The following is a 20,052-nucleotide window of genomic DNA, read 5'->3' as shown; positions in this document are numbered from 1 at the left end:
CCATTATCAAGATTTGGTTTTGGATAATGAAGAACTAGTGAAACTTTCCTATTCTATAGGGGCTTCGAAAGAGGAGATTTTCCCCTATTATCGAGGTGTTCTGTCTCATCTCAAAGTTATTGCTTCAGAGGGAGTTCCCTTTTATCGTGCAGTTGATGTCTTTGCCCTGGGAGTTCTTTATAGTGATCGTAAGGAAGAGTTTTTGGATGATTTGAAGGCTATTTATGAGCAGATGGACCACACAGATGGCTTGATTGAATACTACATGGTTTATCTATTTCATGATAAGATAGTCCCTTTCCATTCGATTTTAGAGTATCAAAATATGATTGAAGACACTTATGAGAGTGTAGCCAAGGCACAAGGTTTCTGGTACTATAGCCACTCAGATGCTCCGTGGTATAATAACCACACCAAAGATACCTATAAAGGATACTGGAGTTTTGACACCGCTGCAACCTGCAAGATCAAAGGGATTTTCGACGAACGCTTGAAAGACCTAGAGTACTTTCCATATGACTTGTTGGTGCAGGGAGAGTAGGTTGAAAATTGGAGTTAACACATGATAAGAGATAAACACAAAGATCAATCGTATTTTGAAAAGCGTTTGGATCGTGTACAAGAACGCTTAAAAAGGAAAGTGAGTAAAAGTAAAGAAGTTCGGAAAGATTTTCTAGAAGTCCATTACCAATTTTTGGTTCAGTTCAATGAAGAACTAGTAAAACTTTCCTATTCTATAGGGGCTTCGAAAGAGGAGATTTTCCCCTATTATCAAGGGATTCTTTCCAATTTGAAGCTCATTGCCTCAGAGGGAGTCCCATTTGACTTGGCAGTTAACATTTTTGCCTTGGGAGTTCTCTATAGTGAGCGCAAGGAAGAGTTTTTGGATGATTTGAAGGCTATTTATGAGCAGATGGACCACACAGATGGCTTGATTGAATACTACATGACCTATCTATTCCATGACAAGATAGTTCCTTTTCATTCGATTTTAGAATATCAAAATATGATAGAGGACACTTATGAGAGTGTAGCCAAGGCGCAGGGTTTCTGGTACTATAGCCACTCGGATGAACCTTGGTATGGGACACATAAGTATGACAATAGAGGTTATGATGGCTACTGGAGTTTTGACACCGCCGCAACCTGCAAGATCAAAGGAATCTATGACGAACGCTTGAAAGACTTAGAGTACTTCCCATATGACTTGTTAGTCCAAGAAAACTAAGAAAACTGGGTTTCCACCCAGTTTTTATCAAACAGGTAGTCTCCTTTTTCTTTACGTTAACACAGTTATTCTTAACACGGCCACCCACAGCAAGGCTGAGGTCCTCAAGCAAAGAGGGGTTATATCGGAGGTAAATAAAATGGTATTAACAATAGAGCCATTTGGGCATGCAGAATATGAAAATATCAAGCTTTTAGAAAAACGATTTGATATCAAACTTCCAGTTGACTATAAAGAATTTTTAGTCACACAAAACGGAGGAAGGAATTCATCTTATACATTTGAAAATTCAATTAAGATTAATCAAATTGATGAAGTTATTAACATTGATACTATGTTTGGTATAAATACTGGAATTAAAAATGCAGATATAGAACAGTGGACAGAAGAATATCGTAATGATATTTTTGAACATTCCATTATCATTGGAGACACTATTCAGCACGGATTTCTACTATTTTGGCAAAGTGGTGATGCTAACGAAGGCTTATATTATTGCGACGATACGTATCAATTAGAAGCCTCAAGAGATGAGAACAATGCCTATTTTTTAGCTAAAACATTTTCAGAATTTACGGATTTGATACAGAACTAAGGGTACAATTGAAGGAATTATCTGAATAGATTTTCCCTTAGATTGACAAATTGATGTCAAACAACTTCAAAGAAATTTGAATCTTCTACAAAGTAAAGGACTACCTTTGTATCCAAACCAAGGTGCAACTCAGGAACTATGGGAACGTTTTTACAATAAATTAGATTGAGGTATAAAAATGGATGCAACAAAATTAAATCAGCTATCATATATTTTATATTCTGAAAGCAATGCTGAAGCTGTGAAACTAGTTAAGTCTATTGATAGTGAAGATGAACTTTTTGTCTTGCTTGATAATTATAACTGGGATAATGGTTTTGAAGTGCCAGAGGCAATTATTAATCATCCTAAATGCACTCTCTCTGTTGCCTTATTAGCTTTTCATCGAGCAGACGGTATACAATATTTACTTGAAGGAGAGGCTGTTTTTGCAAATCGCTTATCGCAATCCTGGGAAAATTTTATAAAGGAAGTTTATGATAAAATTTTGAGAAAGCAATATCCCAATGGAAGTATCTCTTTTCAACCTGAAATAACAAAAATTCAGAAGTTTAAATTAAATAAGTTGAATTCCAATCTCGATTCGTTTATTTTAGACGGAGTATTAGGAAAAGATTTACATATTCGTCTTTAAAATTAAGAATAACGATACGATAGCTCGCTTTAAATGGATGCGGAAACCTATTGACTTGATCCCAGCAGGTAAATACCTAAGTGGTTTGGCTAAGACAGGAAAGACTGCAGGTCTCATCGCTGTTAGACTAGTATAAAAACAGCAGTGAAGGAAGACATCGAACAAGGTGCTAAAACTTTTGATACCTTTAAAGGGTTCTTGAAAGGAACGCTTCATTAAATGATGTTCCTCCTAAGAAAGTTTTAGTAAGGATAGATACTGTTTTTGAAGAAGGTTCTGTATCAGTCAGACTAAAAATGTTTAACGTACGCTATCAAATTGAAGGAGAGCCATTTCGAATTAAGCAGATAAGGAATAAACCAGGAGATTAAAAATGTTTGAAAATCAATTAAGTCAATTGTTTAATGATATAGCAAATAATGTAAATCGTATTATTCCAGTAACTTGGAATGATTTATACTTTAATATTGAGTTAAAGGAAGGGGACGGAGAAGTTTTATTTTATTTTAATACGAAAGAAAATCCTGAAAAATATATTTTCTCACATGATATACCAGTAATTTATGATATTCCATTTTCTGAATATATGGATACTTTTAATCAATTAATGAGCATTTCTAGAAACATTTTAAAGGTTTTAGAAGATAATAATCAACCTAAATGGTATGCAATGGTTTTAATAGTGAAATCTCGGAAACAATTAAAGGTTGAGTTTGATTATACTGATTGGTTTGCTAGTCCGTTTACCTCGAATCAAAGGCTGTCTTTTTTTAAATATAAATATTTAGGAGAAGAACCTGAAAATAATGATTTACTTCAACTTTTTAAAGAAATGGAAGAATATCAAAACAAAAGTTAAACAACTATTACAAAGGCTTGAGAGACCTAGAGTACTTCCTATATGACTTTCTAGTCCAAGAAAACTAATCTTGGATTTGAAAGGTGGATTGATTGAAAGGGGAAATGAATGGAAACGGAAAATACAGTGTCCATTTGGATTGGAAATTTTGCAGATCAATCTCAATTAGACCATTATTTGCAGATACGCTATGATGAGGATGGAGAGGCAGTTCCGTCTCAATTCTTAATAGAGAATGGCATTGATTTGGATGATATTGATGACGATTGGCTAGAAGCTCAGGTTGATGATAGGAATCACTCAAATCTCGAACAGATGTTGAAAGGTGCATCTTATGAACAGACTATTCTTCGAAATTTAAAAGAGGAAGGAATCAAAACGGTTATTCCTCCAAGCAACACCATCATTTTGCTTTACAATTATGATTGTAGTGGCAATAAAATAGTAATAGAAAATATAAGATTTATCGGAACTGTTAGATATAAGGAGACTTAGTCTCATTATTGCAAGATAATAGAATCAATTATATGGTATACTTCATTAATGGGAGCTCTTTATGAAGATACTTTAGAGGTGAAAAATGATATTTGAAAACGAATTTTCAGCTAAACAAACAGACATGATTCAGTTGGCATTAGAATATGCGGATATGGTAGAGCAAAAGGTTGATACTGTGTACATATATGGTTCTAATGAGAAGAATTCATACAGTTTTAACATATTTTATATTTCTGAGAATAAAATTTTTACTATGCGTACATTGCCAAGGAGAAACTTTGATGATTTAAACAATCTAATTTTCCATGTCTTAAAAATAGGAACCGATGACGTTAAAGAGTTAAAGAAAATTTGTGAGAAGTATAACCAGCCAATGCCTACGCAGATAAAATTGATTTATGATAATAAACAGAATAAAGTAAAGGGAAAGTATTCCTATGATTTATTCTATTCTAATTCAGATACACTAACCTCGGGCAATATTTTTGAACAATGGTACAATGAAGTAAAAGACGAGCAACTTTAGGAGAAGAAGATGACACAATTTGAAGATAAATTTATGGAAGTTCAGGCTAGCATGATTTCATTAGCAATGGAATATGTCCAAAATCAGGCAGAGAAAATATATATTTATTGTATTTCTGAAGAAGCATTGCAATCATATAAAGTTTTTTATAAGATTAATGGTATTGTAATTGAAATGGATAAAGTTAATGAGGTTGTGGCAAAAAAAGTAGATGATTCAGATAATATGGCATTCGCTCTATTGAGATATGGAGCTGAAGATATACAAAAATTGATTGATGTTTGCCAAGAATATAATCGTGAACATCCAACTGAAATGTGGTTGATTTATGATGCTCAGAAAAATAGTCTTGACAGTCGTTATAGCTATGAAGGACGTTATGACAAGGATGAAGAATTGCTTCCACGTCTCGAGTTTGAAAAATGGTTTGAGGAAGTAAAAGGCGAGAAACTTTAGGAGAAGAAGATGACACAATTTGAAGATAAATTTATGGAAATCCAGGCTAGCATGATTTCACTAGCAATGGAATATGTTCAAAATCAAGCAGATAAAATTTTTATTTATTGCGTTGCGGATGGTTTTTATAGGTTTGATGTGTTTTTTAAAACTAATAATCATTATCTGGATAGAGATGAGATTGCGAGTTACCTTCCTAATGAAATAGATAGTTCAGATGAAATTCAGTTTAGTCTATTAAGGATTGGGGCACAAGATATAGAAAGAATGGTTAAGCTGTGCCAAGAATATAATCGCGAACATCCAACTGAAATGTGGTTGATTTATGATGCACAGAAAAACAGCCTTGATAGTCGCTATAGTTATGAGGGTCGTTATGACAAGGATGAGGAATTACTTCCACGTCTCGAGTTTGAAAAATGGTTTGAGGAAGTAAAAAGTAAGCAACTGTAGGAGAAGAAGATGGCACAATTTGAAGATAAATTTATGGAAATCCAGATTGACATGGTTTCATTAGCTATGGAATATGTCCAAAATCAAGCAGATAAAATTTTTATTTATTGCGTTGCGGATGGTTTTTATAGGTTTGATGTATTTTTTAAAACTAATAATCATTATCTGGATAGAGATGAGATTGCGGGTTACCTTCCTAATGAAATAGATAGTTCAGATGAAATTCAGTTTAGTCTATTAGGAATTGGGGCACAAGATATAGAAAGAATGGTTAAGCTGTGCCAAGAATACGGTCGTGAACATCCAACTGAAATGTGGTTGATTTATGATGCACAGAAAAACAGCCTTGATAGTCGCTATAGTTATGAAGGACGTTATGACAAGGATGAGGAATTGCTTCCTCGTTTAGAGTTTGAGAAATGGTTTGAGGAAGTAAAAGACGAGGAACTGTAGGAGAATAATATGACACAACAAGATCAATCGATTATCTCCCCTTTGCCAACCGATGCGCTATTACAGGAAAGAGAAGTTGCGTGGAAAGTTCGACTACCTGACGATTATAAGAATTTTATAATGAGAAAAAATGGTTTTCGTCCTTCTAAAAATTTATTTTCTTTAACAAATAGGTCCTTTTTGATCGAGCGATTCTTGTGTGTGTTAGAGGATTCAAAAAACAATCCACTTGGTATCTATGATATTGATGTTGTAATGTCCCAACTGGATGAACGTTTGTTTGTCCATGAAGATATTTTGGGGTTTGAGTTGGTCCCCATAGTAGCATTGTTTGGCGGTGACTTTGTTTGTTTAAACTATATTGAGAATCCCGAAAATCCAAGCATTTGTATCTGGTACCACGAGGAATCCTACGATCTGGAGCCTGCTATAGAGTTTGTAGCGAATAACTTTACAGAATTTTTAGCTATGTTACAGGATTAGTGGTGTGATGCATATTGATTTAGCAAGAATACGAAGAAATCATTAAAAGACTGATTGACGTAAGGATTCTCAGATGTAAGGTGGATACAATGGTAGAATATGAAAAATATAATCTAATAGTAAATGATAAAGTTGTAAAATGTTTTAAATTTGAAATCCGAAATATAATTGAACACGGTGACGAGTTTATTGTTTTATTGGAGATTCCTTTTGATAATGATATTGAAAAAAATAACATTTTAAGAGTTGCTGCTAGTGGAAATGTAGTTTGGACGATTGATAATAGTGGATACAGTAATAATATTTATCCCTTTGAACAGATGACTTTGCGTGATGGTTGGATTTATGCGACTGATTTTCATGGTAGAAGATTAAAAGTCGATATAAAAACGGGGAAAACAGTTGATATGACTCTATCAAAGTAATAGAAGTTTGAGAATTTCGGAAATATGTGGAGAACCTATAAATGAGTGAACTTTACTTACCAATAAGAGAGAGTCTAGGCTATCAGAATGTCAAGCAAGTGTTAGAGAAAGTTTTTTCGATAGATCTTGATACGATTGCCATTCATGAAGGAGAAGATGAAAATTTTAATTTTCCATTCGCGTATAAGGGTTATCATATGACGATGGGGATATCATCAACCGGTAAAAATAGGCAATTGGAAGCTGGAGAGGGTGGCTTGTTCAACATTTGGTTCACCCAAGCTGATGAGCAGAAATTTTCCATTACCTTTTTATCCAAGATAATCGATGATAAGAGCCTAAAAAGAGTGTATGGACGTGATAAAAAGTCAGTTGAACACACCTTGCAGATATTGAAAGACTTTCTAGATTCAGATAGAGCAGAAGTTATATTAAAGAATTGACCAAATAGATTTTAAAGAAATGATGTCTTTGAGGAGAATAATATTATGGAATTAAATGAAACCGAGAAGTTTGCTGTAGAAACGAGCCGAATGATTCGAACTTATTTTGGGAATAAGATGGATTCATCTGGCATTTATGATGTTATTGAAGAAGCTAATCATCACGAGTTTAAAATTGATTTTAAGGCTTACGATTACTTTACTATTGAATTTGATTATGAGAATGATCTCTGTGAGTTTTTCATTGTCTTAACGAAAGAAGTGAAATTATCCCTTACCAAAGAGCCTGCTGTATATAGCCAGATAACAGATTGGGATAGTTATTTAAAAGGAATCAAGGATGAGCTCGAACTCCGAATTCCGGATAAGTTTTTAAAAGCCAAGGGCTGGTTGTAAGAGAAAAGGAGGAATCGAATGGAAGATAATAAAATGCTTCGACTAGCAGAAGAGACGAGAGAAAAAATCAAAAGTGTATTTGGTGATCGCATCACCGAGCCAAAAATCGTAGACGTAGTTGAATATCCACAGTACAGGGCTTTTAGGCTTGAATTTATAGCGTATGATTATTTCTTTATGATGTTTAACTATGAAGCTGATTTTTGTGGATTTACAATCTCTATTGGTGATCGCTACGGTGCTTCTTTGAACAAAGGGAATAAGCCAACTTTTTATAGTGAGATTAGAGACTGGGACAAATACTTGAAAGAACTCATGATTGAAGTTGAGTCCCGCATTCCTGACAAGTTTTTAAAAGCCAAGGGATGGTATAAAAGAAGAGGGATATTACAATGTTTGAAAACCAAATGGATATTTTAGCAGATGAATTTTTTGATATAGTTAAAAGAGTATTTAAAGATAGGATTGATGATATAGTGTTTGATGATATAGCTGATGAACCCAATCATCAAACTTTTAAATTAGACTTTAAGGCATATGATTACTTTACTATTGAATTTGATTATGAAAATGACATGTGTGAGTTCTTCATTGTTTTAACGAAAGAAGTGAAATTATCCCTGACTAAAGAACCAGCTGTATACAGCCAGATATCAGATTGGGATAGTTACTTAAGAGGAGTTATGGATGAGCTCGAACTCCGGATTCCGGACAAGTTTTTAAAAGCCAAGGGATGGTTGTAAGTGGAAAGTGGATAGATGTATGGAAACAAACAAGATGCTAGAACTCGCGAAAGAGACTCGAAAGAAAATAAGGGGAGTCTTTGGCGAAAGAGTTGACACGATTGCTGGTTATGATTATGTTGAGGAACCTAATCATCAAACTTTTAAATTAGACTTTAAGGCATATGATTACTTCGCGATTGAATTTGATTATGAAAATGACATGTGTGAGTTCTTCATTGTTTTAACGAAAGAAGTGAAATTATCCCTGACTAAAGAACCAGCTGTATACAGCCAGATATCAGATTGGGATAGTTACTTAAGAGGAGTTATGAATGAGCTCGAACTCCGGATTCCGGACAAGTTTTTAAAAGCCAAAGGATGGTTGTAGTCTGAAACTTTTAGAGGAGAACAGAAACAATGTTTAATAGAGAGCAAGAACGAACGGAGCTTTTAACGGAGATTCAAAAACGAGGATATGATAGTTTGAGATTTTCTATTTTCAATGACCATGGTCCCTGGGAGTGGGAAACGAGAATTGAACTCAATACCCAAACTCATAAGTATGAGGTATATCTAACAAGGGATAGGGCTGGAAAAGGAAGAGTTTTTGAGTATTCTGATTTTCCTAAAGCAAAAGAAAAATTTTTAGAGTTGTTAGACCATACTGTTTCAAGAAATAAGTACTATATTTCCAATGGCTGGGGGCCACAATATCCTTCTCCACTATGGGATAAACTAGATATCGATATCGAATCTTTGAAAAATATAGTGGAAAAGGAGATTAAAGAAAGAGGTTTTGAAAGCTTGTCTTATGTCTTGTTTGATGAAGATAGCAGTCAACCTTGGGCAACACATTTGTTTTTTAAAAATGGCAAATTTCAAATTAACAGTAGGGATGAACGCTCATATATTGTGGGGAAAACATGGGAGTTTGATACGATGAAGGAAGCAAAGGATGAGTTCTTTAAGTTTCTTAGTCAAACAGTTCATGCGGAACAGTTGGCTAATGAACTTGGTTTATCGCACCCCTATCCTTCGCCACTGTGGGACGAGGAAGGAAAATGAGTCAGTTAGAGAAGTGTTCTTAGAATCAGTTTAATTGAGCTTTTTTTAAAATGAATAAGATGCTTTCAAGGGAGTTTATCAAATAGTTAAATTTAGAAGCTGTCTACAACTGCGTCAGTATTTTTTAGTAATGATTGTAAACATTAGTGAGGAATAAGATGATAAAACATATAAAAGATGAATTAACAGAGTTGCTATTAAAAATTGGGGAAACAAATCTGAATCAGTCGGATTTATTTACAGAAGAAAAACCATCTCTATTCTTACCGGAAGGGCGTACTATTTATTTAGAGGGCGATTATTACTACATTGTTGGTGTCGAACGTGGCAAAATAAATTCTGAGAAAAAATTTGATAATAAGGAAGATATTCTTTATTATCTTTTGCAATCATATGTTACTAGAATAGCATCAAAGAATGCATGGACGAATGCTAATGGAGATTTTGAACGTTATAATAGCCTTCTTCAAGAAGAACAAATTCGCTTATTTAGTATAATTGATCCTAAGTATGGAGAGAGAAGAAGGAAGGAAGCAACCTCAAAATTTCTCTTTACTTAAAGAGTCATAAAACTAACGTAGAAACTACAATGACAAAAGAAGAGTTACTTGCTTTTTTAGAGTCTAATCGAAGTAAGCTTAAATATCATACAGTCTATCTAAACCAAAAAGCATTAGAGCAGTTTGCAATAGGGTATTATCTGGATTCGAAATCAAATAAATTTCTGGTGTATGAAGTGACAGAACGCCAGAGTTTGATAGAAATTGCGTGCTTTAAAAATGAAGAAGAGGCTATCGAGGAAGTTTATGATATAGTCAAATATAGATGCCGAATATAAACTCGGTTTCCATTGATGAGTAAAGAATATTTTGGAGCATGACATGATGACCAATTTAAAAGAAGAACTGACGAATTCGTTATCTGACTTAATAGTGTTTCTATCAGATTACAAGGAAAAAATTAATGTTAATAATTTCATAGGTATCCTTGAGGAAATGCAGTTTATCCTACAAAGTATAGGAACCCCCCAGGTACCAGCAGAAACGATGATCCACCTACAGAAAAGGTACAAAAGTATGTTTTTCCCAAGAGATGGTTTATCGGATTTTTATGTTTTTGACTCGGACGCTGCATACATGAAAAGAAAAAATGAACAATTTTCTTTATTGATAAAAAGAATTGACAGCTTATTAGAAGAGTAGACAACTGAAAGGGAAGTTTATTAGAAATAATCTTGTCTCCTACTATTTAAAGTTTATTTTAAAAAAAGAAATGAAGCTTATTTAACTTTTTTCCTCAACAATATAAGCCCATAGGAGGTTGTCATTATGTAGGAGCAAGTCAACATGGATTAAGCATGGAAATAAATTTATAGGTGAATATAAATGAAACGAAACTATATTGTAAAAGTAAATAACAATAGTCAGAAATTTTTGCTAGTAAAATTCGATAGCTCTAGTTGTCAATCTCTATCAAGTTTTTTAAATTCTGAAGTCCATAATTTTTACACTCATATTTATAAAGAATTAGAAGCGGTTGTTACTGGTCAAAAAGAAGCATCTGAATTTGGCGGTAATATACTGAATATTGATATAGGTAAGGAGGAAACAGAATTATACTATCAAATGGATGATGAAAGTCTTGGTGAACCATGCTTTATTCCTACAAATGAGCTTTATAAATTGGTTTTAGAGTGGAAAGAAATGGAAGATAAAATGTACAGGGGGGAAGATATTTTTCCGCTGATGGTAGAGGATTAAACTTGAATAAATAGGTAGCGAATCAAATGAAATTTTATAGATTCCAAGAATATTATATTGCCAGAGTATAAGTTGATGAAAGAACATGTATTTAAGAATGGAGAAATGATAAGAATTTTTGAAAGTAAAAGTGGAAATCCTATAAAACAATTTAAATATATAGAAAGTAAAGGTTGTAAAGTAACGAAATAGGAGTGAATAATGATTGCAATTTATCGGGGTAAAAAATATAATGCTTCAAAAGGTCTTAGTAATAATGATTGGATTGTTCTGACTAGTGATACAAAAGATGAAGGATTTAACAATTATGTAGATTCTTGGGGAGAGGAATTTGATGATTTCTTTTCTAAAAAAGTCAAGATGGAGGAGCTAGACTATCTATACAGTATTCATTATGAAATTCAATATAAGGGGCATTCCTTTTATGTTAGTAGTGGGATGATTCGAAGGAATGTTGAGAAAGATTGGTTTGAAATAATACCAAGCGCCAACCAAAATCAAATAAAGGATGAGTTGGGATTCAAGCAGATAAACAAATTAGAATGGGCAAAAGAGATTAGCCGAAAAGACATTGAAGTCTTAAAAATAGTCGAAACACCTTTAGGAATCTTTAAAGACCAGGGAGTTAAGATCAAGAGTTTAGAAGGCAAAGACATCGATAACTTTTTAAATTCTATTGAAAAGTAATGTTGTGATACTGAGGTTTCAATCTAATAGAAGAAAAATGGAATCTGTTCCGAGGAAATGATAATGTTTGATAATGAATATATTAGCAGCTTAAAAAGGTTTATCAGCAATGTCGAAATTGTTTTAAGAAATAACAAGTTGCAGGCATATGATAATGTGGATATGATTTATACTCTAGAAAAAAGAGAAGATGAATTTTTTATTTCACTAAATGAAAGAGGGGTTGTTTTAGAATACTGTAAAATTCATAACAAGGAGTTGGCGCAACTCTATTTTGCTATCTTTGTTAAAAGAGGGGTTACAGATTTCGAATTCCCCTTGATGACTTTAATAAATGATATAGAGGATATCGAAATATTGAAAGAATACTTAACTAGAGAGCAACTGGATGACTTTTATTCGGTTGATTCTAGAACTAAAGGAAAAATAAATTTTTCTACAAAATTAAACAAGATTTATTACATAGATGTAAGTGACAATGAATACAATCTATTTTACCTGCCAAACAGAATATTTCAAACCTTCTATGTGTCAATCGTAAAATTAAAAACTACTAAGGAGTGGATGATTCAACTGAATGGTGATAATGGATTAGTTGATGAATATGAGGCTACTTTGCTAGGGTATAGTTCAGAGGGACTAAGTAGAAGTGATCTGTTTGTGACTAAGGAGAAATGATGGAAAAAATTCGTTTTACTTATGGAAATTTTCGTTATTTAGTATTTGAATTCAATTATCAATACTATCTACTTGATAGAAGACCATGTCATTTGATAGGCTATCTTTTTCCACCTATAAATTGGCTTTTCTTTCAACATGTGTATTCCATTACATCGGATGACTACTGTAAGATAAAAGAAAAAAATGGACGAGCTACAAAACTCACTGTTTCAGCTTCTCTCGGTGCTGGGCTGAGTATCTTTTTATATAATTGGTTACGCGTTAACAAGATTGATATCACTGAGTATTTTGAAACGAATCTTTCAAGTTTTACGAAATTGGCACTCTTTTTAATGACTTTTCTTTTAACATATGTTCTGGTTGAATTATGTTACTATTCTCGGAAAAGAAGGATGGTTTCTGTGCTAGGGCGCGAACTTAGGCATTTACAATACTATAAAATAAGGCCAGTAAAAGTTGACTTTAAACAATTGCTAGGATTTATAGTGGTTTTTGGTGGACTATCATTTTTTATGGCATTGTATTATTTTTACTCAGGTAATTTACTTTTTGACTTAATGGCCCATGCAATCATTTTTCTTTATTTGTTAGCTTCTAATGTTGCCTTTGGAACTGAAATTCATCACTTATATAAAATAAATGATAAAATACCAAAATAAGATGTAGACGATATCGAGATACTACTCATAGTTTGGAAAAACTCATGTTTTCTTAGATTAGTAAGGATTAGAATGCAAAAAATAAAATTATATTATAAAGGAAATCTTCGATACCTATTATTTCATTATCAGGGGAAACAGTATCTATTAGATAGATCTCCTAAACATTTTCTCGGATATTTCTGTTTGCCTTTAAACTGGTATTTTTATCAGAAAGCTTATGCTATCTCAGATGAAGAACTTTTTAAAATCGAAGAAAAAAACTCTAAGACGAGCAAATTTATCCTTCCAACATCATTAGCTGCAGGATTGGCAGTTTTTGTGAATGCCTGGGCTCGTATGAATCATATTGATTTATTTGCCAACTTTTATGTGAATTTTTCGATAGTAACTAGTTTGCTTTTAGTAGTTATTGGTCTATTATTCTCTTTTAGTTTGCTTCAGCTTTTATACTCTAAAAAGAAAAAAAGTTTGGAAAAATTACTCAATAGATTATTGGAGCAATCTAATTATTATAAAATAAAACCAGTAAATTCATTGCGTTTTTACGTAAAAATGCTTCTTTTACGACTATGTTTCTTTGCTTTAGCTATCATATTTGCCTTAGCTTTTATTTATATAAAAAATGTTGCCATGCTTTTGATAATGATTTTAACAATGTTCATTTTTCTAGCAACCATAAACGTTGCCTTTACACCTGGAGATGAACGGGAATATGAGATAGTAGATGTTATATCAAACCAGAGAAAAAACTAAACGAAGTGATTAAAGTTAATAAGGGATTCAATTATGAAGAACCAATACACGCAATATATAGAGCAATTACAAAAGTTGATTAACATGGAATATTCGAGCCAGAAACGATATCCTGGGATCATTCAGGATATTTACAAGCTGACTGAACGTATAGGGCGAGGAGAAACGATAGATGAAGTCAGCTTTTTTAGTTTAGCAAGAAGATTTGTAGATGAGACCATGGATTATCAAAGTGAAATTTTACTTGTTTTAAAACAATTGGAGAAAGAACTGAAAAAAGAAAATGAAAGAAAAGAGAAAGCATTATAAAGAACTAGTTCATCTAGGAGAGTTTAATAAGAAATGTGCGCACCAACTAGATCTTTTTTGCCTATGATAGAGAAGAATTAAAAAAGTAAAGAAAGTCGATGTATATGACAATAGAAATGCTGCAATACAAAAATTGTACGGTATTAAAAAACAATAAGGATTATGAGATTCTGTGGAGTAGAGGGAAAGAAGTGCTTAACTTTCCCATTAGCCAGGAATTAGCAGAACGTGTTTCAAAATCAGAAAAAGATTCTTTAGAAGTAATGTTTTATTGTGAACATCATCGTTGGCCTAAAGCAGATGAGTTAGAAGATTATAATCAATCGGATACGATTGTACATAGAGGCAATGGATTTATTGTATATGAGACAGATGGTTATTACGAAATTAGCTTCTTTAAAGAAGTTGGAGGAGCCATGGGGCCAGAAGTTCGCTATCCTATTACTAAAGAACTGATGGATAGAGCATTTGAATCTTCTAGGGGAGCATACGAAGTCATGATTTATGCTGAAACGGGGCGCTGGCCTTTATGGTAAAGAGGATGACTTCATATAAACAGCCTCAAAATAGGGAATAAATATAGACATTTGGTAAAAGACAAAGGAGATAAGAATGGAATCAATTTATGTAAGTCAAAAAGATATGTTGGAAATTTGTCAAGATGGTGATAAGTATTTCTTGCGTTATCCAACTTTTAATATTACCATGCCAGAAGTAGTTCAAGAAATCCCCAAAGAAGCTGCAGATAGTTATATGTCGGGAGAACATACTGGTAAAGAGTTGATGAATTATGCAGATTATGGTTTTTGGAAATCTAAAAAGCAGTATACACAAGATGAGTCTGGTAAGCTCTTCATCGAAAATCATCCTTCTTTTATTTTAAAAAACCCAGGAAATACTCGTCGTCTTTTTACAGCAGAGGAATTTAAACAAATTGTCACTCAAGCCATTGTTTCAGAACTGGAACCTAGCGAACTTGATGCAATTGGTATAGTTGATAATCATTTAGAGCTTCTTCTGGTGGATCCAGTCGGCTGGCAGGAAGAGATAGAAGCAGTCCATCTGGAAATTCTGCAAGAAAAAATTAATAATTACATTCACTTCCTCGAAAGCAAGCAGTATGTGGAGCGATATGGTGATAAGTTTGACAAAAAAGTCATCCATATCACATTCCAGTATTCTCTATCTGATAATGGATTGGCCTTTCTTGCTGCGGTTCAGAAGGTGTTACAACCTACAGATATGAGCTTGAAGGTAGAATTGCCGGAGTGAGTTAGAAAATGAGAAGGCCTTTGTCTTCTCTTTTCTAATATTCTTAAACTTTTGCAATCTTTTCTGGACTAGATTTATAATATGGTATAATGTAAAAAAGTGCTTTCTGATTAATGGCTATAAAACTTGATAGAGTAAGAGAACTACTTTATCAGTTTAGTTCATATCATTTAGAATTGAGAGGGTCGACTATGTTAACATTAAGCCATGTGATTGAAGATACCTACAATGTTGAGGTGGACTATTATACGCCTCTTACTATTGAATGTTCAAGTTTCCCCTCATATATACGAAAAGCTTACTTCCGTTTAGTAGGCGATAATAGCCTACTTGAGATTGGGATAAATCCAGATTCTTTTCGATTGATGAATATTATACTTGTCCAAGTCTCAAATGTGACTTTAATGGGTGACATGAGTCTAGAAGAAGTGGAAGAGATAGAAGGCATTCCTGTTTTTCGTGATACTATCATGTTTACAAATGGACTACATGATAGGAAACAGTCCTTTGATGTCTTTTTATCTAAAGACTTTTTGAAAATACAGTTGCTTAATCCTAAGGAAACTATGTATCTGACTAATGGGAGAGTAAAATTAGGATTTTCTCAAGATGGAACACTCGTGAGCATCTTGCTCGTAGAACTGACATGTCATGAATATGAAATTTTAAAAAATAGTTTTGAATAGCGATCCAAAAGTCTATTTCCTTGAGTGCTATAAAACTAGACTTATTTGAATAAGGAGAAAAAATGATTAGAGCAAAATATGGTGAAAATATTGTTGTCGCTTTTAAGTACAAAAATCAGTATTCTTGGTATATTTCTGACTTGGAGCTATGGTATATTAATTACGAAGAAGCGGGATATAATGTAGAACATATTGATAAAGAGAGATTGCGCTCCCCGTTTTTATTGCCTGAGAATGCCCTTTATTTTTTAGAGGATATGCAAAAATATAGTTGCGACCTTTCAGAGTTAAGGAAAGTCTTTGCTAATGAGTATAAAAGGGATAAACTGAACGCTATTTATGATTTCGCCCCATCTTTATTTGTAGATATAGACAATTTGTTATTGTACTCAAATTACGCAGAGTCTATTTCTTTTGAAGAGTATGTATCAGCTCCATGGATTGGGAAATATCAATATTTCCTAGATTTAATTCCAAGAGAATATTGGTTTTGGAAGGAAATAGGGGAAAATGTGTTTGACAAAAATAAAACAAGTGAATAGAGTAAAGAAAATAAACAAAGGAAGAGACTCCGCTCAACAGTTACCAAGAGTATCAGGAATGGCATGACAAACACGTAAACTAGATTTGGAAGGATATGTAGAAAACTACAGAATAATGAAAAGAGGAATAATAATGCCGCAAGAGAGATATCTGCAGATTAAGAAAGAATATAAAGTTCGACTAGTATTAGTAGTTTTTCTTTTAGTCCTTTCTTTTATACTATATTTGTTTATCATTCTAAGTTTTTCTAGACATATCCCATTTATAGCAACAGTTATGGGGACGGTTATTCCCTTTAATTATTTTCTACTGGTCCCAGTTTGGCAAGAGAAAAAAGCGATAGAAGAAAAACATCCTGAATGGAAGAACCTTAGCACAAGTGGAGTCAAGGTTCCCTCATCAGAATCAGATAAAAAGATCCTTCCATTTATTGGAACAGTTCTGGCCTTATTCTTCTCTTTTGCGATGCTCTACAGACCGGTTAAAGTAAATACGAAAATTCCTACTGTTGAGGAAATTAAAAATATGCCTAGATTTGACAATAACTATACTCCAAAGTCAAAAAGTAGTTCGTCCTCTGAACCAGTGTCTAAGTCAGATTTGAACGAGACCTCTTCAACTAATTAGTGATGAGGAATTAAAGAGCGGCATTGATAAAACATGGAAAGATTTCAATGAGAAACGGGAGAAAGAAGAAAATTCAGAAAGAGTGAGTCAGGAAATGAGTGATATAGTACGGAAAATTTGTTGTTGTGAATGTGGTATAATGGAATACGTGGAGGGATAGTATGCGTAAAGAATTTCTAGTTTACCAAAACAAAGTATATTCTAATTTTGTGAATTATATAAATGACTATATCCTACTTTCAAAAGATCCAGCGATGTTGGAAGAAGGCTACGTTCCCTATAGTTTCTATGTAGATGATGCCGGAGAAGGTGTATACGGGAAGCTTGTGCCTTATAGTGAGGTTAGTCAGAGGTATTCGGTTTATGATCGTGTTTTGTATAAAGAACATGAATTTACAATTGCTGGTCACAAGCATGGGGATGATGATTTTACAGCACCCGATTCTTATGTGCGACTCCTGGTTTTTGATAAAGAATTTCTAATTGAAAACAATTTAGCTGATGATGCGGAATTATTGGATGAGAAATATGGCCAGACCATGTATGCATCAGGAAAAATCCCTGTCAGCGAAGTAACGATTCTACGTCGTAGAAAGGATTTGCCAGTAGACCGAAGGAGAAAAATATGAAATCAGTTATTTTTACAATAAAAAGCAACCAATCGCTAAGAATTGGTGAGGTGCTTCAAGCAGAACTCTTTGAATGTTACAGCGTTTCCGCTAAGGATGCAGGATTAAAGCCATCTGCGGACTCTCTTATTTCGGATTTCCATTCTGTTCAGTTTGGGGTCAAAGAGAAGTCTAGTTTAGGGTTCCGTCTATCTTTTGATGGTCAAGCTTATCAGGTATCTGTTCCAGATTTGGCGACAGCTTCTGACTGGACTGGGGCCTTGATGTTCTTGAAAACCTTGCTCATTATCTTAGACGTAACTGTATGTGAACATGATGGTGTGGCGTATGATAAAGATTCTATTCTAGAATTTCATTTCACAGATATTTTCTTATCAGCTCTTTCAGAATTGACTAAGGAAGTAAAAGTCCATCCCATCGTGGAAATTATGGGAGTGAAACGTCCTATTTACATCAATGAACTCTACCTAGGGCAGATTATCCATGTGCCGGACGAGCAACTCTTAAATAGTTATGACCAGCGTTTGCGCTTTACCCAACAGCTGAATGCTTATTACTCTGAGCAGCAAGTTTTTAAAGTAGAGCAAAATGGAGAGGACATCATTATCCCTATCAATTATCTAAATAGTGAAGGACGAACTATTTTGCCGGCTCAACCAGAACTAGAACCTCAATATTTACAAGAGTATCGAGGAAGTAAGGTTGCAGTGGCACGACTGTTTATCATGACAGCCGGTGGGGAAAAACTAGCCGAGGTTCCTTATCGTCAGTTCTTAGAGTCGTTGACCGAGGGTATCTATATGTTGGATGCCAAATACGTTCTTGTAGACCCAATTTCTCCTGAAATGTTGCAAGCTGTCTTGAAAAAGGGAGGATTTTAAGAAAAATACTTGTTCAGTTAACTTTTTCAGATGTTAGAATGTGATGAGAAAAGAATGAAGTAGATAGTGTAAAGATAACCATCTGAAACGTTTTTCAGATGGTTTTAAACTTTTCGCATGTTTATTCTACTTATATTTTTTATGCTATAATGAGACTAGAATGAAAACTCTCATTTAACAGAAGAAATAGCGAACTACTTATGCCAACGATTGACACAACGGGGCATTCTTACGATGAGTTTCTATCTGCGATTGAACGTCAAGGCTATTATGAGATTAAAAATCCACGTGTCTATAAGCCAGGCACTAATGAAATTGAGCAAGTTGAAGGGATTTTTAGAATTAACCAATGGAGTAAATAAATGCAGACATATAAACTAAAAACAGATACCGAGTGGGATATTATGCGGTATAAAAAAGCAATTGAAAATCACAGAGAAATAGATGCTTTCTTAGGTATTGATCCCGAGTATAGAATTGGCCATCGAGATTCATATTATCAAGATATTACAGATACTCATATTTTGATAGAATATAGCCTTTATCCAATTTATGTAGAGGGAGATTTTAATATTCCAGATAGAACTTTTAATATTTTAAAGGAATTAGCTTCTAGTCAGGATACTATACATTTATATCAAGTTGTATCATTTATCAAAAAACAAGAGGATTTACTGGAAGAATATGATTCTTTACCTTTTATTATTGATGCGGAGGCCATAGTACCTATTGTTCTTGACAGTATTTATAATCTTCCTAATGAGAAAAAGGTGAATTATTACCGTAATATTTGTAATTTAATTGATTCTATGGAGCTTTTCAAAAACTGTGATAAAGAGAAAGTAGAATATATTGTTAAAGAGCAAAAGAAAGAGGAAAATAAGAATAGAAGAAAAATTAAATCAGTTGCAGAGGTATGGCCAATTGAACTAGATGTTACGAGTATCGATGCGATGGGTGTTGCAGATGACCATCTAGAGTTGTTGTTGATTGATGAAAACAAATGGATAGAGTCATTAGAAGAAGAGCATCTCTTGAAACTTCAAGAAAAACTCAATAACTATATCTACTTCCTCGAAAGCAAGCAGTATGTGGAGCGATATGGTGATCAGTTTGACAAAAAAATCATCCATATCACTTTCCAATATTCTCCATCTGATAACGGTTTAGCCTTTCTCGCAGCGGTTCAGAAAGTATTGCAACCGACTGATATGAGCTTAAAGGTAGAATTACCAGAGTAATAAAGGGAGCGGAAACGCTCTCTTTTTGTGGTATAATGGGAGAAGGATTGGACCAAAGCAAATTTAATATGATATTGAAACA

Annotated in this window: 35 protein-coding genes and 1 pseudogene; all 36 read left to right on the top strand. The window is 33.7% G+C overall.

The features are described from left to right. Window positions 1-541: PoNe immunity protein domain-containing protein (locus D8863_RS11250; RefSeq protein ID WP_260469759.1), on the top strand; the 541-nt coding region annotated here is incomplete at its 5' end. Window positions 542-562: 21 nt separating this feature from the next. Beyond that, window positions 563-1,228 (top strand): PoNe immunity protein domain-containing protein, encoded by a 666-nt coding sequence (locus tag D8863_RS07440; protein ID WP_125441542.1) that lies wholly within the window; start codon window positions 563-565, stop codon window positions 1,226-1,228. A gap of 139 nt (window positions 1,229-1,367) precedes the next feature. Next, entirely contained in the window at window positions 1,368-1,823 is a 456-nt protein-coding gene (locus D8863_RS07435; protein ID WP_125441541.1) for an SMI1/KNR4 family protein, read from the top strand. 178 nt (window positions 1,824-2,001) lie between these two features. Then, the gene (locus D8863_RS07430; RefSeq protein WP_125441540.1) at window positions 2,002-2,457 is read left to right on the top strand and encodes a DUF4274 domain-containing protein; all 456 of its coding nucleotides are present in this window, start codon (window positions 2,002-2,004) and stop codon (window positions 2,455-2,457) included. A 373-nt stretch (window positions 2,458-2,830) separates the two neighbouring features. Beyond that, on the top strand, window positions 2,831-3,316 hold the full coding sequence (locus tag D8863_RS07425) for an immunity protein YezG family protein (RefSeq protein ID WP_125441539.1): 486 nt from the start codon (window positions 2,831-2,833) through the stop codon (window positions 3,314-3,316). 108 nt (window positions 3,317-3,424) lie between these two features. Then, window positions 3,425-3,811 (top strand): immunity 22 family protein, encoded by a 387-nt coding sequence (locus D8863_RS07420; RefSeq protein ID WP_125441538.1) that lies wholly within the window; start codon window positions 3,425-3,427, stop codon window positions 3,809-3,811. Between the two features lie 85 nt (window positions 3,812-3,896). Next, complete coding sequence (locus D8863_RS07415; protein ID WP_125441537.1) at window positions 3,897-4,340, top strand: hypothetical protein; 444 nt, start codon at window positions 3,897-3,899, stop codon at window positions 4,338-4,340. Window positions 4,341-4,349: 9 nt separating this feature from the next. After that, a complete protein-coding gene (locus D8863_RS07410) occupies window positions 4,350-4,796 on the top strand; it encodes a hypothetical protein (RefSeq protein WP_125441536.1) in 447 nt (148 codons plus the stop codon). A gap of 9 nt (window positions 4,797-4,805) precedes the next feature. Further along, window positions 4,806-5,249: a hypothetical protein gene (locus D8863_RS07405; protein WP_125441535.1), complete on the top strand. Its 444-nt coding sequence runs from the start codon at window positions 4,806-4,808 to the stop codon at window positions 5,247-5,249. Between the two features lie 9 nt (window positions 5,250-5,258). After that, on the top strand, window positions 5,259-5,702 hold the full coding sequence (locus tag D8863_RS07400) for a hypothetical protein (RefSeq protein WP_125441534.1): 444 nt from the start codon (window positions 5,259-5,261) through the stop codon (window positions 5,700-5,702). A 9-nt stretch (window positions 5,703-5,711) separates the two neighbouring features. After that, window positions 5,712-6,185, top strand: a complete 474-nt coding sequence (locus D8863_RS07395; protein ID WP_125441533.1) for an SMI1/KNR4 family protein — start codon at window positions 5,712-5,714, stop codon at window positions 6,183-6,185. Window positions 6,186-6,274: 89 nt separating this feature from the next. Further along, the gene (locus tag D8863_RS07390; RefSeq protein ID WP_125441532.1) at window positions 6,275-6,610 is read left to right on the top strand and encodes a DUF7957 family protein; all 336 of its coding nucleotides are present in this window, start codon (window positions 6,275-6,277) and stop codon (window positions 6,608-6,610) included. Between the two features lie 41 nt (window positions 6,611-6,651). Continuing rightward, window positions 6,652-7,053 (top strand): hypothetical protein, encoded by a 402-nt coding sequence (locus D8863_RS07385; RefSeq protein ID WP_125441531.1) that lies wholly within the window; start codon window positions 6,652-6,654, stop codon window positions 7,051-7,053. A 45-nt stretch (window positions 7,054-7,098) separates the two neighbouring features. Further along, a complete protein-coding gene (locus tag D8863_RS07380; protein ID WP_049500605.1) occupies window positions 7,099-7,449 on the top strand; it encodes a hypothetical protein in 351 nt (116 codons plus the stop codon). An 18-nt stretch (window positions 7,450-7,467) separates the two neighbouring features. Further along, a complete protein-coding gene (locus tag D8863_RS07375) occupies window positions 7,468-7,869 on the top strand; it encodes a hypothetical protein (protein ID WP_084936716.1) in 402 nt (133 codons plus the stop codon). Further along, window positions 7,842-8,192, top strand: coding sequence for a hypothetical protein (locus D8863_RS07370; protein WP_125441530.1), 351 nt, complete (start codon window positions 7,842-7,844; stop codon window positions 8,190-8,192). Before D8863_RS07375 ends, D8863_RS07370 begins: the two co-directional genes overlap by 28 nt. A 19-nt stretch (window positions 8,193-8,211) precedes the next feature. Beyond that, window positions 8,212-8,562, top strand: a complete 351-nt coding sequence (locus D8863_RS07365) for a hypothetical protein (RefSeq protein WP_125441529.1) — start codon at window positions 8,212-8,214, stop codon at window positions 8,560-8,562. Between the two features lie 29 nt (window positions 8,563-8,591). Beyond that, window positions 8,592-9,239 (top strand): Imm59 family immunity protein, encoded by a 648-nt coding sequence (locus D8863_RS11330; protein WP_125441528.1) that lies wholly within the window; start codon window positions 8,592-8,594, stop codon window positions 9,237-9,239. Between the two features lie 158 nt (window positions 9,240-9,397). Next, a complete protein-coding gene (locus tag D8863_RS07355) occupies window positions 9,398-9,799 on the top strand; it encodes an Imm63 family immunity protein (RefSeq protein WP_125441527.1) in 402 nt (133 codons plus the stop codon). A 29-nt stretch (window positions 9,800-9,828) separates the two neighbouring features. Beyond that, entirely contained in the window at window positions 9,829-10,077 is a 249-nt protein-coding gene (locus tag D8863_RS07350; protein ID WP_125441526.1) for a hypothetical protein, read from the top strand. A gap of 43 nt (window positions 10,078-10,120) precedes the next feature. Beyond that, window positions 10,121-10,441 (top strand): hypothetical protein, encoded by a 321-nt coding sequence (locus tag D8863_RS07345; protein ID WP_260469758.1) that lies wholly within the window; start codon window positions 10,121-10,123, stop codon window positions 10,439-10,441. Between the two features lie 183 nt (window positions 10,442-10,624). After that, window positions 10,625-10,999, top strand: coding sequence for a hypothetical protein (locus tag D8863_RS07340; RefSeq protein ID WP_185761465.1), 375 nt, complete (start codon window positions 10,625-10,627; stop codon window positions 10,997-10,999). 201 nt (window positions 11,000-11,200) lie between these two features. Beyond that, complete coding sequence (locus tag D8863_RS07335) at window positions 11,201-11,686, top strand: UCP033725 family protein (protein ID WP_125441525.1); 486 nt, start codon at window positions 11,201-11,203, stop codon at window positions 11,684-11,686. A gap of 63 nt (window positions 11,687-11,749) precedes the next feature. Next, window positions 11,750-12,364 (top strand): hypothetical protein, encoded by a 615-nt coding sequence (locus D8863_RS07330; RefSeq protein WP_125441524.1) that lies wholly within the window; start codon window positions 11,750-11,752, stop codon window positions 12,362-12,364. Further along, on the top strand, window positions 12,364-13,026 hold the full coding sequence (locus D8863_RS07325; RefSeq protein ID WP_125441523.1) for a DUF443 domain-containing protein: 663 nt from the start codon (window positions 12,364-12,366) through the stop codon (window positions 13,024-13,026). Before D8863_RS07330 ends, D8863_RS07325 begins: the two co-directional genes overlap by 1 nt. Window positions 13,027-13,098: 72 nt before the next feature. Further along, the gene (locus D8863_RS07320) at window positions 13,099-13,782 is read left to right on the top strand and encodes a DUF443 family protein (RefSeq protein ID WP_125441522.1); all 684 of its coding nucleotides are present in this window, start codon (window positions 13,099-13,101) and stop codon (window positions 13,780-13,782) included. A 33-nt stretch (window positions 13,783-13,815) separates the two neighbouring features. Continuing rightward, window positions 13,816-14,091: a disulfide bond formation protein gene (locus D8863_RS07315; protein WP_125441521.1), complete on the top strand. Its 276-nt coding sequence runs from the start codon at window positions 13,816-13,818 to the stop codon at window positions 14,089-14,091. 104 nt (window positions 14,092-14,195) lie between these two features. Then, on the top strand, window positions 14,196-14,627 hold the full coding sequence (locus tag D8863_RS07310) for a hypothetical protein (protein ID WP_125441520.1): 432 nt from the start codon (window positions 14,196-14,198) through the stop codon (window positions 14,625-14,627). 76 nt (window positions 14,628-14,703) lie between these two features. Next, window positions 14,704-15,363, top strand: coding sequence for a DUF6572 domain-containing protein (locus D8863_RS07305; RefSeq protein WP_125441519.1), 660 nt, complete (start codon window positions 14,704-14,706; stop codon window positions 15,361-15,363). Between the two features lie 191 nt (window positions 15,364-15,554). After that, window positions 15,555-16,049: a hypothetical protein gene (locus D8863_RS07300; RefSeq protein ID WP_125441518.1), complete on the top strand. Its 495-nt coding sequence runs from the start codon at window positions 15,555-15,557 to the stop codon at window positions 16,047-16,049. A 62-nt stretch (window positions 16,050-16,111) separates the two neighbouring features. Further along, on the top strand, window positions 16,112-16,591 hold the full coding sequence (locus D8863_RS07295) for a hypothetical protein (RefSeq protein ID WP_125441517.1): 480 nt from the start codon (window positions 16,112-16,114) through the stop codon (window positions 16,589-16,591). A gap of 133 nt (window positions 16,592-16,724) precedes the next feature. Beyond that, window positions 16,725-17,219 (top strand): hypothetical protein, encoded by a 495-nt coding sequence (locus tag D8863_RS07290; RefSeq protein ID WP_125441516.1) that lies wholly within the window; start codon window positions 16,725-16,727, stop codon window positions 17,217-17,219. Between the two features lie 161 nt (window positions 17,220-17,380). Beyond that, window positions 17,381-17,848 carry a UCP033725 family protein gene (locus tag D8863_RS07285; protein ID WP_125441515.1) on the top strand — a complete coding sequence of 156 codons (468 nt, stop codon included), beginning with the start codon at window positions 17,381-17,383 and terminating at the stop codon, window positions 17,846-17,848. After that, on the top strand, window positions 17,845-18,729 hold the full coding sequence (locus D8863_RS07280; RefSeq protein WP_125441514.1) for a DUF4299 family protein: 885 nt from the start codon (window positions 17,845-17,847) through the stop codon (window positions 18,727-18,729). Before D8863_RS07285 ends, D8863_RS07280 begins: the two co-directional genes overlap by 4 nt. Window positions 18,730-18,923: 194 nt before the next feature. Continuing rightward, window positions 18,924-19,091 (top strand): annotated as a pseudogene (locus D8863_RS11070) (hypothetical protein); the annotation flags it as partial. Further along, window positions 19,092-19,970 (top strand): NAD glycohydrolase inhibitor, encoded by an 879-nt coding sequence (gene ifs / locus D8863_RS07275; protein ID WP_125441513.1) that lies wholly within the window; start codon window positions 19,092-19,094, stop codon window positions 19,968-19,970. Window positions 19,971-20,052: the final 82 nt, after the last annotated feature.

Origin of the sequence: Streptococcus oralis (assembly GCF_003943825.1) — a bacterium.
GTDB lineage: Bacteria > Bacillota > Bacilli > Lactobacillales > Streptococcaceae > Streptococcus > Streptococcus oralis_CD.
This window is presented reverse-complemented; position numbering and strand designations above follow the sequence as displayed.